The organism is Inhella gelatinilytica (assembly GCF_016093295.1).
Lineage (GTDB): Bacteria > Pseudomonadota > Gammaproteobacteria > Burkholderiales > Burkholderiaceae_C > Inhella > Inhella gelatinilytica.
The window spans coordinates 275,115-290,710 of record NZ_JAEDAL010000003.1; the positions used below are offsets into that span (position 1 = coordinate 275,115).

A 15,596-nucleotide genomic window follows, 5' to 3' on the forward strand; every position below is an offset into this window, starting at 1 on the left:
TCGTCCTTGGATCGCCTGTGCTCCCCAACCTCTTAGCCAGCCGAAATGGCCGCTTGGGCGCGTTTTTTGCGCTGTATGTCACCGAAGGGATCCCCCTCGGTTTTGCGGTCACCGCCATTGCGACCTACCTGCGTCGTTTGGGCGTGGGGCCTGCGGAGATCGGGGCGTTCGTGGGATCGTTTTACATCCCCTGGGCCTTCAAGTGGGCCTTTGGGCCGCTGGTGGACGTGTTCCGCTCCCAACGGTTCGGCCATCGGCGGGCTTGGATCTTGGGGACCCAGTTCTTGATGGCACTGACCTTGGCAAGCCTGGTGTTTCTGGATTTGCCGCAACAACTGGGCTTGTTCACCGGCATTCTTCTCGTCCACAACACGTTTTCTGCGATGCAAGACGTGGCCATCGACTCGCTGGCCTGTAACACCTTGAAGCAGGACGAACGGGGTTTGGGCAACGGTTTGATGTTCGCCGGGGCCAACATCGGGCAGGCCATTGGCGGCTCCGGTGTTCTCTTTCTCACCCCGTACACCGGCTTTCAACCCACGTTTTTCTTTGTGGCGGGGGCCATCTTGGCCGTCAGCACTTTCATTGTGCTGCCGATGAAAGAGGCGGTGGTTGTGGCCGCCGCCGATGCTGCGGGAGTCGCGGGACGGGGACTCCGACACGCGGTGGGCGAAATGAAGGCGTTCTCCGTAGAAGCGTTTAGGTCTTTCCTGGGCAGCCGTGGCGCATATGTGGGCCTGTGGTCGTCCCTGTTGCCGGCCGGGGCGATGTCTTTGGGCCTGGCCCTGCAGTCCAACCTGTCGGTGGAGTTGGGACTGAGCGACAAGCAAGTGGCCACACTGCAGTTGTGGTCCAACATCCTCGGCGCCGGTGCCATGGTGCTGGGGGGCTGGATGTCCGACCGGTATGGACGACGGCAAACACTGGCCATCTTTTTTGCACTCCAAAGTATTCCGGTGTTTTATTTGGCCCAGGCGCTGCAGGCTCACGGGTACGTGATGCCGCGCGCTGCCGACGCCAAAGGCGTGATCGAACCCGCCCTGATCGTGGCACTGTGGGTGACGACCTTGAGCTTCAGCGTATTCATGGGCCTTCAATACGGCGTGCGCACGGCCATCATGATGGACGTGACCAACCCAAAGGTGGCAGCCACCCAGTTCACGGCCTACATGGCGGTTTCCAACCTGGCCATTGCGCTGTCTGCGACGTGGCAGGGGCAAGCCATCGAAGCCTGGGGGTATCCGGTGACCTTGCTGATTGACGCCTGCGTTGGGTTGTTCGTCATCCTGACCTTGCCCATGCTGAAGCCCGCCACCCCGGACGAACCGGACCGCTCGGTGGAGCGCGCGCGTACGCTGTGCGCCATCTTGGCCGTGCTGTGTGCGTCGTGGGTGCCGTTTCAGGCCTGGGGCGAGTGGCTGGGCGGCGGTCGTGAGATTGTGGGCATCTTCTACACCCTGATCTTTGTGGGGGGGGCACTCGTTCTGTTGGCGGGCTCGGCCATCGTGCCGCGAGATGGCCTGACCCGATTCTTCCCGTGGGTGGCCCTGCTGCTGCTCGCGCTGTATGCCCGCCGCTGGGTGCCAGCCGAATGGTTGAGCCTGGCGCAGTGGGCCATGGCGGGGGTTGCGTTGGCGGGTACGTTCTGCCTGACGCTGTTGGCCCATCGCGATTGGTCCAGCCTGCGACGCGCCTGAGCAGGTCTCTGGCATCATGGGCGTCGCTTGCTGAACAGGACGCCCATGCTTCGACGGTCTCGCTTCTTGCGCCGGTGGGGTGACGCTTTCGTCGTTGCGATTGCGCTGGCGTTGAGCCTGCCCACCAGCGCCCGGGCCGAGCCGCAGATTCGGTGGGGCATCGTGGACTGGCCTCCGGGCTTCATCCTGACGGCCAACCTTCGCCCCCAGAACCTGGCGGATTTGGGGGATGGGCAGTTTGACCGCATGATTTCGGAACTGGCCGAGCGCATGCCGCAGTACACCCACCGGCTGGAGTTGATGAATTCGACCCGCCTGTGGAGCGCGATTTCGCAAGGGGAACCGGTTTGCTCGGGCCCGGTGCGCAAAACCCCTGAACGCTCGGAGCGGTCCCACCTGACGTCCGCGGTTCGGGTCGCACCGCTGAGCTTGGTTGTGCGAACCGCTGAGGCCTCGGCCTTCCTGGGGCCAGATGGACGAGCCTCCTTGGCCTGGCTGCGAAACCAGACGGGATTGCAAGGGCGTTTGGAGCGAGAGCGCAGCTATGGTGCCGCATTGGATGCGCTGGTGGGGGGTGAGCGAGCGGTGCCCCGCGAAGCCGCCGTGCGGCTGGGGCAGGCCACGGAATGGGTGGCTGCGGGGCGCTCCGACTACACCCTGGAATACGCGCACGTGGTGGAGTATTTGCGGCGCACGGGTCGCCTGCGGGGAGAGCTTTCCACGTTGCCGCTCAAGGAGGCGGGCGAATGGGAGACCGCCTATATGGTGTGTCCGCGCACACCTTGGGGCCGGGCCGCCATTGCGGCGATCGACCAAGCCATTCGCCAAGCTTCGGGAGGGCGCACGTTCCGGGAGGCTTACCTGCGCTGGATGCCGGCGTCCATTCGCCAGGCCCAACAAGGGCCGATGAACGCGTTTTACGACGAGCGCGCCAGCGGCGGGCCTCAGATCGAGTGAGCCTGCCCGCAAAATGCGGGCCTTTGCATCCTTCGGCCCCGCCATGCTCACCGCCCGCATGACCGAGCTGTTGTCGCGCATCCACCGCGCGAACCGGCCCGCCTTCCACGCCATGAGTCCGCAGCAGGCCCGCACGGCCTACTTGATGGGGGCGGAAATTCTGGACTTGCCCCGAGCGCCCTTGGCGCGGGTGGACGACTTGACGCTCCCCGGGCCGGGCGGTGTGCTTCCGGCGCGACTTTATGCCCCGAGTGACGAGCGCCTGCCCGTGTTGCTGTATTTGCACGGGGGGGGCTTCACGATTGGGGGGATCGAGACTCACGACAGCCTGTGTCGTCAGCTCGCCCTGCGCGCCGGATGTGCGGTTCTGTCGTTGGACTACCGCCTCGCCCCCGAGCACCGGTTTCCTGCCGCGGTGGAGGATACGCAGGCGGCGCTGCGCTGGCTCGCATGCCACGCGGACACGCTGGGTCTGGATGGCGAACAGCTGGCGGTGGGCGGGGACAGCGCCGGGGGAACGCTGGCGGCGGTGGCAGCGCTGACGGCGCGTGACGAGGGGTTGCCGCTCAAGCTTCAGTTGCTCATCACGCCCGGAACTTGCGCCCGGGCGGATACCGAAAGCCATGCACGCTTTGCCAAGGGCTATTTGTTGGATGCCGAGGCCATTGCTTGGTTCTTCGACCACTACATCGATGACGCGCAGAAAGACGATTGGCGCTTTGCGCCGCTCCACGCCGATGACCATGGCGGCTTGGCGCCCGCCTGCATCTTGTTGGCGGAGGCCGACCCCTTGGTCGACGAGGGCGTGGCCTACGGCGACGCCTTGCGAATGGCGGGGACACCGGTTCAATTGGAGTTGTACCGCGGTGTCACCCATGATTTCATCAAAATGGGCCGCATGATCCCTGAAGCCCTGGCGGCGCAAGCTGCGGCCGCCCATGCCCTGCGTCAAGCATTCGGGTTGGCGTGACGGGCCCTACGATAAGGCCACCATGACGAACAATCCCGTCGCTCTGCCTCCCCATCCCTGTCGTCACTGGGAAGATTGGCGTGTCCGCTGGAGCGAGGTCGATGCCCAGGGCATCGTTTTCAATGCCCATTACCTCAGCGCTCTGGACACCGCGAGTACCGGCTATTGGCGGGCTCTGGGCTTGCCTTATCCCAGCGCTTTTGAGTTGATGGGCGCTGACCTGGTGTTGCGCGCGAGCCAGCTGGACTACCTGTCGCCGGCTCGCTTCGATGACCTGCTGCGTTGCGGTGTGCGCTTTGTGTCGGCGGGGCGAACCAGCCTGAGTTTTGCCGCCGAAATTCGCAGGGCGGGGCAGACGCTGTTGAAGGCGGACTTGCGCTATGTGATGGTGGAGCGGGAGGCGCTGGTCCCCACGCCGGTTCCGGACGCGCTGCGCAAGGCCCTGGAAGCGTTTGAAGCGGGCGAATCCATGGTGGCCGTACGGGTGGGAACGTGGGAGGCGCTGGGGGCGGAAGCCCAACCGATTCGCCAAGCGGTGTTTGTGCGGGAGCAGGGCATCCCGGCGGAACTGGAATGGGATGAGGCCGATCGCCATTGCACCCACGCCGTCGCGTTCAATCGATTGGGGCAGGCCCTGGCCACGGGGCGACTGATCGAACACGTGCCGGGAACGGCAAAAATCGGTCGCATGGCCGTGCGAGCGGCGGCCCGGGGAACGGGCATTGGTGCCCAAGTTCTGGACGCCTTGATGCAGGCCGCACGTCAGCAGGGCTACCGGCAGGTGCTTTTACACGCGCAGGCCAGTGCCATCGGCTTTTACCGACGAGCAGGGTTTACCGCGCGTGGAGCACCGTTCGAAGAGGCGGGCATCGAGCACCAAGAGATGACCAAGGGCTTGTGAACCCGCTGTGTTGGGGTGCGCAACCCGTCGCCTCTGAGGCTTGATACCTGGGATTAACCCGGTATCGCCCGTGGCGGACAAAAAAACTTGTCAGGTTCGGGGCCAGACCTACGACATTGCGCTTGTGCACGCCGTGTGCATCCTCCTTTTAACCAGGATTGACCCATGAACTTGAAGACCATTGCCTCGCTGGCCGCCGGCCTGATCGCCGCCTCCGCCCATGCCGCCCCCGCCGCAGACGCCAAGTGCGGTGCCGGCACTTGCGGCAAGAAAGAAGCCGCCTCCAAGCCCGCAGGCGCCGCCTCAGACGCCAAAGCCGACAAGAAAGACGCGGCATGCGGCAAGAAAGACGGCAAGAAAGACGCCGCCTGTGGCAAGAAGGATGCGGCCTGCGGCAAAAAGGAGGGCAAGAAAGACGCCGCGTGCAGCAAGAAAGATGCCAAGGCCGACAGCAAGGACGACGCGAAAAAGGACGCGGCTTGCAGCAAGAAAGACGCCTCTTGCAGCAAAAAGTGAACCAGGCCGCACCCGCCGCGGTTCTGCGCGGCTGGGGGCTCGGTTACCGGCGAGAGATGGCGGACTGGGACGTGTCCGCCATCCCCGCCGACTTCTTTGAGGTCGCCCCCGAGAACTGGCTGCGCCGGGACCGGGAGCGGCTGCACGAGCTTCGCGCCGGGGGCCGAGCGGTCCACCTGCACGGAGTGAGTCTGAATCTGGGCGGCACCAGCCCCGTGCCGGTTGATTTCCTGCGTCAGGTGCGGCACTTGATGGCGGAGCTGGGGACGCCCCATTACTCCGATCATTTGGCCGCCAGCGGCGATGCCCACCAGCTGTACGACCTCTTTCCCATTCCGTTCACCGAAACCGAGGCCGACCGCGTGGCCGATCGAATCCGCGCAGCGCAAGATGTTTTGGGGTGCCGCATGGCGGTCGAGAACGCCACTTGGTACACGAATGTGGGGGGAATGGGCGAAGCGGAGTTCGTCGCTCGGGTGCTGGACCGTGCCGACTGCCAGATGCTGCTGGACGTGAACAACCTGGCGGTCAATCACAAAAACCACGGCGGTTTGACGGCCAGCGAATTTGTGGCCACGGTTGACCCCCGCCGGGTGAGTTATGTGCACGTTGCGGGCCATGAATTCGACGAACGTTTTGGCCTGCACATTGACACCCACAGCCAGCCGGTGGAGCCCCCAACGGCGGAGTTGGCGCGCCGACTGCGCCGCGAATGGGGCTGCCCGGTACTGCTGGAATGGGACAACGATGTGCCAGACCTCCCCACGCTCAAACGAGAACTGCAATGGCTGGCTTCTACGACTACGTGAGGGGCCGAACCGACGAACTGCCCGAGGGCTACAGCGAGCCCGGCCTTCGCGCCTACCGCCATTTGGTGCTGCTGGGGGCCACGCAAATGGTGGAGGCCCATCACCCTGAGCTCCGGGCCCAACTGGGGGAAGAAGCATGGCTGGCCTTGATGCGTGCCTTTGTGCGGGACTCGGCGTGGGACTCTCCTTTTTATGGTGACGTGTATGACGAATTTGTGGCGTTCCTGGCACGCACGAGCGCTTGAGGCGGTGGACGGCCTGGGCCTCTTGGCCTTGCGGCTGTGGCTGGCTCAGGAGTTTGTGCAAGCGGGCTGGATGAAAGTGGCAGCCGGCCCCAATGCGCCCGAGTGGTTTGCAGGGCTGAGTTTTCCGCTTCCGCTGGCCTTGCTGGGGCCCGACTGGAACTGGCGGCTGGCTGGGTGGGGAGAGCTCGTCTTGGGCGGTCTCTTGGCTGTGGGGCTGGCCACCCGTTTTTCTGCGCTTGGATTGGGCGTGGTCACGCTCGTGGCGGTGAACACGGTGCACTTTGCTTTGGGCTGGAGCGGTTGGAATCAGATTGAAACCGAGGCCGGGCAAGGCTTCAAATTGCCCTTGATGATGGGGGTGATGCTGCTGGCCTTGGCGACACAAGGCGGCGGCCGCTGGTCCTTGGATACGCTGGGGGCCCGTTACCGATCCAAGCCCTCGAGCGGTTGACGGCGTCGCATGAGCGTCCAAGCCACCTCGGTATCCGAGCATCCCGCCCTTGCGACCTGGCACGGCCCGCTGTTACGGTTCGCACGCCTGCACTTGAGCCCCCTGGAGGAGGCGGAGGATGCGGTACAGGAAACGTTTTTGGCGGCGGTCAGCGCTGAAAGCCCGGAGCATGCGGCCAACCCCCGTGCCTACCTGTTTGGCATCCTGAAGCACAAGATCACCGATCGTTTGCGGCGCCGCTACAAAGCCGGTGCGGAAGTTTTGCCCGACGACCCGGACGAGCTGGATGCGCTGCTGTTTGATGGGCGCGGGCACTGGTTGCCGGGGGTCGCGGTCAACCGCTGGGCCGATCCGGTGGCGAGCTTAGAAAGCGACCAGTTTTTTCAAGTGGTGGACGCCTGCGTCAGCCGCCTGCCGCTCAAAGTGGCCCGGGTGTTCAGCATGAAAGAGTTGTTGGAGTGCGACGCCTCAGAGGTCTGCAGCACCTTGGGAATGACCCAGGCCGATTACTGGCAGTGCATGAGCCGCGCACGCAAGCAACTGCAGTTGTGCCTCAGTCAGCGTTGGTTTGACGGGAGATCGTCATGATGCCCTGCCGAGAGTTTGTTGAAACCATCACCACGGAGCCGGTGGGAGCGCTGAGTTGGAGCCGCCGCTTGGCGCTGGGTTCGCACCGTCTGATTTGCCACCGCTGCCGGGCGTTCGAGGCCAACAACCGGGCTCTAGACAACCTGCTACAGGTTCATCGACAGCGGCTGGAAGAGCCGGCGCCACCGGCTGACGAGCCGCTGAAGACGCGCGTTAACCGGCCTTAAACGTTTCAACAAACACCTCGCGGTGACGCTCTGCGTTCAAGGCCTGTAGGGCGCGGGCCATGTGGGCCTCGCCCGCGGCCATGACGGCGGGGCTGGCGCCGCGATAGCTTTCCATCCAGGTCATCTCCTCTTCCGGACGCTCACTGAGCACGATTTGCAGCCCCGGCACTGACTCCGCCGTTTGCTTGGCGGCTTGACGCCAGCGCTCACGCCACGACTCGGCATCCGTCAGTGGCAACTTGAAGTAGACGAACAGCCGTACCGGGCTCGGGGCGGTGTTGTTGGTCATTCCGGAGCCTTGATCAGGTAGGGCAGGGCGGCGCGGGTGAGGGCACGGCCGTCTGCAAGGTGCAGAGGTTGCTCAGACTCCCACGCCGAGAGTTGGACCTCAGCCAGAACCGCCGATTGGCCGTCCCATTGGGCACCGGCCACCACCTCGCCCACGGCTTGCTCGCGGTCTTCGCCGGCAAAAATTTCCGTCGCAGGCGCCGCCTGGGCGCCCGTGAGCAGCTGAGTGCGCCGTTTCACCGTGCCCCGGTACTGGCTGCGCGCCACCACCTCTTGGCCCGGGTAACAGCCCTTCTTGAAATTGACGCCGTCCAGCAGTTCCCAATTGATCATTTGGGGCACAAAGTGCTCGGCAGTGGCCTGGCGCACCCAGGGCAGACCGGCGTGCACCTCGGCCCATTCCCACGCGCCGTGGGGCAGGGCGGGCAGCGCTTCGGGCGGCGATCCGAAAACCCAGGCGCGACGTTGGCCCAGGCTGTCGGGCAGCCGCAAAAGCCCGGCCTGGAGGGACCAGACGGGCTGCTCGGCGGGCACGGCATTACCAAGCAGTCCGTATAGGGCGGTTTCCGCACTGGCATCCCGCAGCTTGGCCTTGGCGCGAAGCACGAACATCGTGAGGCGCTTGGCCAAGCCGGTCGCCAATTCGCGAGGCAGGATGAGCGCAAAGTGGTCAGGGCTCTCGCGCAACAGCACCGGATTGGCCATCAAACGGCCTTTGGCCGAGCAGTAACCGGCCAACCGGGCTTGCTGCTCCGGCAGATCGGTCACGGACTGAGTCAATTGGCCATGCAAAAAGGCGGCTGCGTCGGCGCCTTCGGCGCGGACGAGTCCCCATTCGGGGAGCGGCGTGATGCCGTGGGGGAGGGTGCTCATGCCGGCATTATCCGAACGCCGGAAAATCCCCGATGATGCGCGCCCCATGCTGAAACGTTTTGTGCTCTTCCTGCTAGTTCTGGCCCTGCTGGCGGGGGGATTGGCTGCGGGCGCTTGGCAGTGGTGGCGCAGCCCTTTGCCACTGGCACAGGCAGAAATTGAACTCACCATTGAACCCGGGCGGAGCGTTCGGGGGGTGGCCGACGATTGGGTGGCTGCGGGCGTGCAGGTGTCTGCTGATTGGCTGGTGTGGGCTTGGCGCGTGAGCGGCCAGGCCCCGCGCATTCGAGCCGGGAGCTATCTGCTCGTGCAAGGGGACAGCCCGGAGCGACTGCTGCAAAAGATGGTGCGCGGTGAAGAAACGCTGGAATCGCTGCGGCTGATCGAAGGGTGGACGTTTGCCCAAGCGCGTGCGGCGCTCGCCCAGGCACCGGGGCTCAAGCAAACGCTGGCCGGTGTGCCCGACGCAGAGCTGATGGCTCGGCTCGGTTTGCCGGGCCGGGCGCCCGAGGGGCAGTTTTTCCCCGATACCTATCGCTACGGTCGGGGCGTTAGCGATCTCTTTGTCCTCAAGCAGGCCCACAGGGCCTTGCAGCGGGAACTGGAACGCGCTTGGGCGGAGCGAGCCGCCGATTCCGTGTTGAAAGCGCCCTATGACGCCCTGATCCTGGCGTCCATTGTCGAAAAGGAAACCGGGCGGGCCAGTGATCGCCCCAGCATCTCGGCCGTGTTCCACAACCGGTTGCGTATCGGCATGCCGCTCCAGACCGATCCCACGGTCATTTATGGCTTGGGGGCGCAATTCGATGGCAATTTGCGCAAGCGCGATTTGTTGGCGGATACCCCATTCAACACCTACACGCGCCGCGGCCTGCCGCCCACGCCGATTGCCCTGGTGGGCAAGGAATCGCTCCGGGCTGCGGTACGGCCGGCCGCCAGTTCCGCGCTGTACTTCGTTGCGCGTGGTGACGGCAGTTCAGAATTCAGCGCCACGCTCGAAGCCCACAACCGGGCGGTGCAGCGCTTTCAGTTGAAGAAGTGACCCCCGTGAACCGACCGCAGTTCATCAGTTTTGAAGGCATCGATGGGGCTGGCAAGTCCACCCATCTAGCCGCCACCGAGGCCCGCTTGCGGGCCACGGGCGCCACAGTCGTCCGCACCCGGGAACCGGGGGGGACGGTGTTGGCCGAAACCCTGAGAGAGTTGGTGCTACACCAGCGCATGGACGCCCTGAGCGAGGCGCTGTTGGTGTTCGCGGCCCGCCGCGAGCACTGGCTCGACGTGGTGCAACCTGCACTGCAGCGCTCAGAGGTGGTGTTGTGTGACCGCTTTGCGGACGCCAGCTTTGCCTACCAGGGCGGGGGGCGGGGCGTGGCGTGGGAGCAGTTGCAGGTGCTTGAACGTTGGACGGTGGGCGGCCGAACCCCCGACCTGACGCTGTGGTTCACGCTGGACCCCGCGGAGGCCGCGCGTCGCCGCGCCGCCGCCCGCGAAGCGGATCGGTTTGAAGCCCAGGAATTGGACTTTTTTCACCGCGTTCACGCCGCCTACGAGCGCCGCCGGCAGGAATCGCCCGATCGATTTGAGTGCATCGACGCGGCCCCCTCCGTTCAGGCCGTGGGCGAGCAGTTGGCGGCCGCGTTGCAGCGCCGAGGCTGGTGATGCTGCCCAGTTTTTTGCAGCCTGCACTGCGGCAAGCCCTCAGCCTGGACAAAGCCCATGCCGTGTTGCTCAGTGGGCCGCCGGGGCTCGGCCAATGGGAACTCGCCCAGGCTTTGGCGCAAGCGTGGCTCTGTGAAAACAACCAAGCCGGTGAACCCGCGTGCGGGCAGTGTGCGGCCTGCCATTTGGTGGACCAGCGCAGCCACCCGGACCAGCGCTGGTGTGTGCCGGCGGCCCTGCGGGTGGCCTGGGGCTGGGAGGAGGGACCGAGCGAAGGCAAGGCCAAGCCCAGCCAGGAAATTCGTATCGACGAAATCCGCGCGCTGGCCAGCTTCACTCAGTCCACCACCGCGCGGGGGCAGGGCAAGGTGCTGGGGCTGCATCCGGCGGAAGCCATGAACACGGTCGCGGCCAACGCCCTGCTGAAGACCCTGGAAGAGCCCGGTGGACGGTTGCGCTTCGTGCTCAGTTGCAGCGCGCCCCATGAGTTGCTGCCGACCATCCGATCGCGCTGTCAGTCGGTTGAGCTCACGCCCCCCAGTGAGTCCGACGCCTTGCTCTGGCTCACTCAGAGCGGTGTGGCGGTGGATGAAGCCCCGGTGCTGTTGAGGCTCGCGGGCGGTCTTCCCGGGCTGGCTTTGCGGTGGCATGGGGCAGGCATGCGACGGGCCTTGGTCGAGGCATTACCCGGTGGCCTGCAAAAAGGCGAGTTGGGCCCCGCTGAAGCGTGGGGCCTGTCGACAGTCATCGACGTGCTCGGGCGTTTGGCTCACGATCAATTGCGAAGGACGCATGGCGCTTTGCCGCGGTATTTCCCCTTGGACTGTCTGCCCGTGCCCAGTGCGCCGGCTCGCTTGCAACGCTGGGCCGCCGAATTGCGCGCCGCGCGTGCCAAAGGTGACCACCCCCTGACTCCGGGGCTCTGGATGGAAACCCTTGCCGCTCAAGCCCAACGGGGCTTGCATGTCCCTGCGGCTCGGGCACTACACTCGCGACCGTGAGTGAACCTTCCTCCAAGTCTTTTGCCGCCAGCACCCTGGCTCCCCCTGGCTCATCGCCGGGTGGGGGACGTGCGGGCGTGGTCCAACTGAACTTCAAAGAAAAGGGCGCGCTGTATGCGGCCTACATCTCCGTCTTTGCGGATGGAGGTTTGTTCATGCCGACGTCGCGGGATTACAAACTCGGCGATGACGTTTTCCTCTTGGTTCAGCTGCCCGATGACCAGTCTCGGTATCCCGTGGCGGGCAAAGTGGCTTGGATCACGCCCCCCAATGCGGCGGGTGGCCGCACCCAGGGTGTGGGTGTGAAGTTCCCCAGCGACGAAAAAACGCGCCAAATCAAACACAAGATTGAAGAGATTCTGGGCACCAGCATCTCCTCTTCCAAGCCGACCCAAACCCTTTGATCGGGTGGGGCGGCCGCCAGACCGCATGTTCATTGATTCCCACTGCCATTTGAGCTTTCCTGAGCTCTCGGAACGCTTGCCGGACGTGTTGGCTGCCATGCGAGCAGCCCAGGTGGACCAGGCCTTGTGCATCTGCACCACGCTGGAAGAGTCCTCGCAAGTCCTCCTCTTGGCCCACCGTCATGAACCGCTGTGGGCGAGCGTGGGCGTGCACCCAGACAACGAAGGCGTCCAAGAGCCGTCAGTCGAGGATTTGTTGCGCCTTGCCGAGCAGCCCAAGGTGGTCGCCATCGGTGAAACGGGTTTGGATTACTACCGCCTCAATGGTCGAAGCGTCGCCGATATGGCCTGGCAGCGGGATCGCTTTCGGGTGCACATTCAGGCGGCCAAAACCTGCAACAAGCCTCTGGTGATTCACACCCGCTCCTCGGCTGACGACACGCTGGGCATCCTCAGAGAAGAGGGGGCCGAGGCCGCTGGGGGCGTGTTTCACTGCTTCACCGAAGAACTTTCCGTTGCCCGGGCCGCCGTTGACATGGGGTTTTACATCTCCTTCAGCGGCATCCTGACCTTCCGCAACGCCGTGGACCTCTGTGAAGTGGCGCGCCGTCTGCCGCGCGATCGGGTTTTGATTGAGACGGACAGCCCCTATCTCGCTCCGGTTCCGTACCGCGGCAAAGTGAACCAACCCGGCTACGTGCCGCATGTGGCGTCCAAGTTGGCCGACCTTTGGGGGATTTCGCTCGAAAAGGTGGCCGAGATCACGACGGCCAACACCCGTCGACTGTTTCGGCTGCCCACGCCCGTCACGCCATGCTGATCCGCCGCGTTTTTTTGAGCAGCCTTGTTGCCTTGCCGATGGGCGGCCGCGCCGCCCCGTCGTCCTTGGAGCAGCAACTGTTCAAGACCATTGAATTGGATCAGGGCCACTTTGTCCTGAAGCTCCTTTTGGATGGCGTGGATCCCAATGCCGTGGGGCCGCAGGGGCAACGTCCACTGCATTGGGCTTTGATGCACGAGGCCGGAAAGGCTGTCGATGCCTTGTTGGCCGACCCGCGCACCCAGGTTGAGAGCGAAAACGACGCCGGGGAGCGTCCGATGATGCTCGCTGCGTTGCGCGGGCGGATGGAATGGGTCAAAGCGCTACATCGGCGGGGGGCGCACGTTGAACCCAAGCGCGGCCAAAAGGCGTGGGGAGCGCTGCATTACGCCTGTAGCGGTCCCGATGAAGGGGTCAGCGCGTGGCTGTTGGCCCAGGGCGCAGACCCCAATGCGCGCAGCGAGAACGGCACCACGCCGTTGATGATGGCCTTGGGCTACGGTCGGATCGACTCGGCCGCTGTGCTTCTTAAACACGGGGCGGACGGCCAGGCGGTGAATGACCTCGGGCTCGGGGCCTGGGAGTTTGCCAAGCGCGCCGGACGGCCCGAGGCCGCGGAAAAACTGGGGCTGAAACCGACGACGGTGTCAGACAAAACCTGACAGACCTTCGCGGCGGGAGTCCACTGGAACCCCCTCAAGTGAGTGCCTAGAGTGGAACCCATCCGATCAGGAGGTTCCCATGCAAGTCAATCCCGCCGCGATCCATGCGTTCAGTCTGTTGGTTGAGCCGGACCGGGTGTGCCAAGCCGTGGCGCGCTCCGAGCGTTTGGCCCGTTTGCGCAGTCGGGTCTTTCGACCGCTGGACCGTCCGCTGATCCCGACCCGCGTCGCGGCCATTTCTGACTGGGACGAGGTGGATATCGACCTTGACGATTTGGAGTCTGAATTCGAGCCCGATCCGACGTGAGTGGATGCCGGACAGCCTCCGGCCCCCACTCATTGAGATGTTGACAATGTGCGTTATGTAAACCAATCGGTGCGTGCACTCGACATCCACCGCGGCTGTGAATGGGATACTGCATCCCTCTTTGTGAGGATGCCGCTGTGACCCCCATTCGCCCGCTGCCGGATTTCATCGAGGTTTACGAAAACGCACTGTCGCCCGTTTTCTGTCAACAGCTGATCCAGCAGTTTGATCAAAGCCCCCACCGCGTTCAGGGTCGCACGGGCGGCGGGGTGGATGTTGAGAAAAAGCTCAGCTCTGACCTTTACCTCAAGGATCACCCCGAGTGGCGGCCTGCGTTGGCCGAGATTCAGAAGGTCACCACGTACATCGCGGCGGAATACTTCCGCAAGTACCACTTTGCACTCATCGCACCGTTCGGTCTGACCGTCGGCCATCCGGAAACGGGCGAGCCGGTTGCCGTCACGCACGACAACTTTGCCCAAATCGGCGATCCGCAGGCCCTGGATCTGATGCGAACGCTCTACCGCTTGGGGCCAGTGCAAATGCAGAAGTACGACCGCGGCCAGGGCAATTACAACTACTGGCACTGTGAAACGTATCCCGGCCAGCCCGATTGCGAAACGCTTCACCGGGCGCTGCTCTTCATGTTCTATTTGAACGATGTGGAAGACGGCGGTGAAACCGAGTTCTATTACCAGGCCCGCTCCCTCAAACCCCGGGCCGGCACCATGGTCATCGCGCCAGCCGGTTTTACCCACACCCATCGGGGATGCACGCCCCGATCGGGTGACAAGTACATCCTCACGAGTTGGATCTTGTTCCAGCGCGCGGAAAAGCTTTACGGCTCCGCTTGAGATTGCGACGGGGGCTGAGAACTGCCCTCAGCCACACCCCACTGTTCCCAACCGGGGCCGAAGGTCTCCACGGGATGCTGCGTCCGATCGCTGCCGTTGCCGCAACGCAGGTCGTGGGCGGCGCAATATTGATCGCAGCCCCAGCAGGTTCGCTCGGGGTGCGCTGGGTTGATGGGAAAGCGTTTGGCCACGGGCGTTAGCCTGCCAATGACCGCGACTTCGGGCCTTGAACTGGCGCAAGCGACGCCGCTTTTGCCCTTTCCCTCAGGCCCCCGTCTTCACTTCAATCGAATAGGTGGCCCATGGGCAGAGCGCAAAGCGCTCATTCAGGGGTTTGCTGGCCAGGTCTGGAAATCGGTCGGCATCAAACACCGCCCAGACGGGCCCCAGTCCTCCGAGTGGCATGGGGCTCCCGTCCAGCCGCAGCGCCAGGATGAAGCGTCGCTCCTGAAGTTGAGCCAAGGACAATTGCACGGCGTAACCATCAATGGCTCGGATCAGCACCGAAGTGGATGGGGTCAAGCGAGCGCCCGCGACGTTCAGCACGTCGATCAGCAAGGGGCCAGTCAGCTCATGGACCTTCTGGTCGTATTCCAGCGTCGGCTTGATCGTGACTGCTGGCAGGGTTTGCAGGGCGGCATAGTCGAACGTGTGGGCGCGGCTAAAACTCAACTTTTGCTTGACCATCAACTGATCCAGCGCGGTGTCCAGCGGACCGCGGTTGCCCGTGCCGATCGCGCCGCTGACGGTGAGCACGGCTGGCCCACGGCTCATGCCACCCTTGGCGCGCGATGGCGTTCCCCTCTCGGCGTTCGCCGGCTGGGCGGGAAGCCAGGCAGCCGTGGCCGCCCCCATCAATAGGTCTCGCTTGTTCATGATGTTTCAGTCGGGGTCCGGGTACCGGCGCGACAACTCGTTCAGCGCGCCCTTCACTAGCAATTCGAGCACGCCCAAGTCAATATCGGACAGGCGTTTGAAGTACAGGCAGGATTTGCTCATTTTGTGTCGTCCCAAACGCGAAAGCAGCTCACCCTGCGCGGGGCCTTCCGCCAGCAGATACACCACCAAATCTTTGCCTCGCACCGCAAATCCTGAGCGGCACCACTCGCCTGCATGCCCACTGGCATACCGATAGCGGTAGCGGCCATAGCCCACGATGCTGGGACCCCACATTTTCGGTGGCGCACCGGTCAGGCGCTGCAACAAGGCCATCAAAACCTCGCAATCGGCGTGCTGCTCGGGGCTGGCCCGAGCGGCCAAGTAGTCCGCCACACTGGCCTCATTGGGCTGGGTTTTCAAGGTCGCCATGTCGGGTTCTCCTGATTCAGAACCGGGAGCAACCTCCATCCAAAGTCAGGTCTCTC

Annotated in this window: 23 protein-coding genes; 18 read left to right on the plus strand and 5 right to left on the minus strand. The window is 64.1% G+C overall.

The window, feature by feature from the left end:
* Positions 1–17: 17 nt before the first annotated feature.
* From I7X43_RS09210 to I7X43_RS09250, 10 genes are all read left to right on the plus strand, one after another.
* The gene (locus I7X43_RS09210) at positions 18–1,697 is read left to right on the plus strand and encodes an MFS transporter (RefSeq protein WP_198100639.1); all 1,680 of its coding nucleotides are present in this window, start codon (positions 18–20) and stop codon (positions 1,695–1,697) included.
* A 45-nt stretch (positions 1,698–1,742) separates the two neighbouring features.
* A complete protein-coding gene (locus I7X43_RS09215) occupies positions 1,743–2,654 on the plus strand; it encodes a hypothetical protein (protein WP_198100640.1) in 912 nt (303 codons plus the stop codon).
* Positions 2,655–2,712: 58 nt separating this feature from the next.
* On the plus strand, positions 2,713–3,624 hold the full coding sequence (locus tag I7X43_RS09220) for an alpha/beta hydrolase (RefSeq protein WP_198100722.1): 912 nt from the start codon (positions 2,713–2,715) through the stop codon (positions 3,622–3,624).
* Positions 3,625–3,646: 22 nt separating this feature from the next.
* Complete coding sequence (locus I7X43_RS09225; protein WP_198100641.1) at positions 3,647–4,525, plus strand: YbgC/FadM family acyl-CoA thioesterase; 879 nt, start codon at positions 3,647–3,649, stop codon at positions 4,523–4,525.
* A gap of 165 nt (positions 4,526–4,690) precedes the next feature.
* A complete protein-coding gene (locus tag I7X43_RS16405; RefSeq protein WP_246480290.1) occupies positions 4,691–5,041 on the plus strand; it encodes a hypothetical protein in 351 nt (116 codons plus the stop codon).
* Complete coding sequence (locus I7X43_RS09230; RefSeq protein WP_246480291.1) at positions 5,005–5,850, plus strand: MbnB/TglH/ChrH family RiPP precursor modification enzyme; 846 nt, start codon at positions 5,005–5,007, stop codon at positions 5,848–5,850. The genes I7X43_RS16405 and I7X43_RS09230 overlap by 37 nt, the downstream gene beginning before the upstream one ends.
* Complete coding sequence (locus I7X43_RS09235) at positions 5,826–6,095, plus strand: HvfC/BufC family peptide modification chaperone (RefSeq protein WP_198100643.1); 270 nt, start codon at positions 5,826–5,828, stop codon at positions 6,093–6,095. The genes I7X43_RS09230 and I7X43_RS09235 overlap by 25 nt, the downstream gene beginning before the upstream one ends.
* Positions 6,055–6,546: a DoxX family protein gene (locus I7X43_RS09240; protein ID WP_198100644.1), complete on the plus strand. Its 492-nt coding sequence runs from the start codon at positions 6,055–6,057 to the stop codon at positions 6,544–6,546. The genes I7X43_RS09235 and I7X43_RS09240 overlap by 41 nt, the downstream gene beginning before the upstream one ends.
* Positions 6,547–6,555: 9 nt before the next feature.
* Entirely contained in the window at positions 6,556–7,134 is a 579-nt protein-coding gene (locus tag I7X43_RS09245; protein ID WP_198100645.1) for a sigma-70 family RNA polymerase sigma factor, read from the plus strand.
* Positions 7,131–7,361 carry a hypothetical protein gene (locus I7X43_RS09250; protein WP_198100646.1) on the plus strand — a complete coding sequence of 77 codons (231 nt, stop codon included), beginning with the start codon at positions 7,131–7,133 and terminating at the stop codon, positions 7,359–7,361. The genes I7X43_RS09245 and I7X43_RS09250 overlap by 4 nt, the downstream gene beginning before the upstream one ends.
* Here I7X43_RS09250 and I7X43_RS09255 read toward each other — a convergent pair.
* Entirely contained in the window at positions 7,348–7,650 is a 303-nt protein-coding gene (locus I7X43_RS09255; RefSeq protein WP_198100647.1) for a DUF4936 family protein, read from the minus strand. The two genes, I7X43_RS09250 and I7X43_RS09255, sit on opposite strands and share 14 nt — an antisense overlap.
* Positions 7,647–8,522, minus strand: coding sequence for a CAF17-like 4Fe-4S cluster assembly/insertion protein YgfZ (ygfZ, locus tag I7X43_RS09260; protein WP_198100648.1), 876 nt, complete (start codon positions 8,520–8,522; stop codon positions 7,647–7,649). The genes I7X43_RS09255 and ygfZ overlap by 4 nt, the downstream gene beginning before the upstream one ends.
* A gap of 46 nt (positions 8,523–8,568) precedes the next feature.
* Here ygfZ and mltG point away from each other — a divergent pair, with 46 nt between their 5' ends.
* From mltG to I7X43_RS09300, 8 genes are all read left to right on the plus strand, one after another.
* Positions 8,569–9,564, plus strand: coding sequence for an endolytic transglycosylase MltG (gene mltG / locus I7X43_RS09265; RefSeq protein ID WP_198100649.1), 996 nt, complete (start codon positions 8,569–8,571; stop codon positions 9,562–9,564).
* 5 nt (positions 9,565–9,569) lie between these two features.
* On the plus strand, positions 9,570–10,184 hold the full coding sequence (tmk, locus tag I7X43_RS09270) for a dTMP kinase (protein WP_198100650.1): 615 nt from the start codon (positions 9,570–9,572) through the stop codon (positions 10,182–10,184).
* Positions 10,184–11,185 carry a DNA polymerase III subunit delta' gene (gene holB, locus I7X43_RS09275; protein WP_198100651.1) on the plus strand — a complete coding sequence of 334 codons (1,002 nt, stop codon included), beginning with the start codon at positions 10,184–10,186 and terminating at the stop codon, positions 11,183–11,185. Before tmk ends, holB begins: the two co-directional genes overlap by 1 nt.
* 35 nt (positions 11,186–11,220) lie before the next feature.
* A complete protein-coding gene (locus I7X43_RS09280) occupies positions 11,221–11,589 on the plus strand; it encodes a PilZ domain-containing protein (RefSeq protein ID WP_198100723.1) in 369 nt (122 codons plus the stop codon).
* A gap of 25 nt (positions 11,590–11,614) precedes the next feature.
* Positions 11,615–12,409, plus strand: coding sequence for a TatD family hydrolase (locus I7X43_RS09285; RefSeq protein ID WP_198100652.1), 795 nt, complete (start codon positions 11,615–11,617; stop codon positions 12,407–12,409).
* Complete coding sequence (locus I7X43_RS09290; RefSeq protein WP_198100653.1) at positions 12,403–13,071, plus strand: ankyrin repeat domain-containing protein; 669 nt, start codon at positions 12,403–12,405, stop codon at positions 13,069–13,071. The genes I7X43_RS09285 and I7X43_RS09290 overlap by 7 nt, the downstream gene beginning before the upstream one ends.
* 79 nt (positions 13,072–13,150) lie before the next feature.
* A complete protein-coding gene (locus tag I7X43_RS09295; protein ID WP_198100654.1) occupies positions 13,151–13,378 on the plus strand; it encodes a hypothetical protein in 228 nt (75 codons plus the stop codon).
* A 137-nt stretch (positions 13,379–13,515) separates the two neighbouring features.
* Positions 13,516–14,232, plus strand: coding sequence for a 2OG-Fe(II) oxygenase (locus I7X43_RS09300; RefSeq protein WP_310737547.1), 717 nt, complete (start codon positions 13,516–13,518; stop codon positions 14,230–14,232).
* Here the strand turns inward: I7X43_RS09300 and I7X43_RS09305 are convergent.
* From I7X43_RS09305 to I7X43_RS09315, 3 genes are all read right to left on the minus strand, one after another.
* The gene (locus I7X43_RS09305) at positions 14,217–14,423 is read right to left on the minus strand and encodes a DUF3079 domain-containing protein (RefSeq protein ID WP_198100655.1); all 207 of its coding nucleotides are present in this window, start codon (positions 14,421–14,423) and stop codon (positions 14,217–14,219) included. The two genes, I7X43_RS09300 and I7X43_RS09305, sit on opposite strands and share 16 nt — an antisense overlap.
* 73 nt (positions 14,424–14,496) lie before the next feature.
* Positions 14,497–15,108, minus strand: a complete 612-nt coding sequence (locus I7X43_RS09310) for a putative pterin-binding protein (RefSeq protein ID WP_198100656.1) — start codon at positions 15,106–15,108, stop codon at positions 14,497–14,499.
* A gap of 6 nt (positions 15,109–15,114) precedes the next feature.
* Positions 15,115–15,540: a DUF1801 domain-containing protein gene (locus tag I7X43_RS09315; protein ID WP_198100657.1), complete on the minus strand. Its 426-nt coding sequence runs from the start codon at positions 15,538–15,540 to the stop codon at positions 15,115–15,117.
* Between the last annotated feature and the right edge of the window lie 56 nt (positions 15,541–15,596).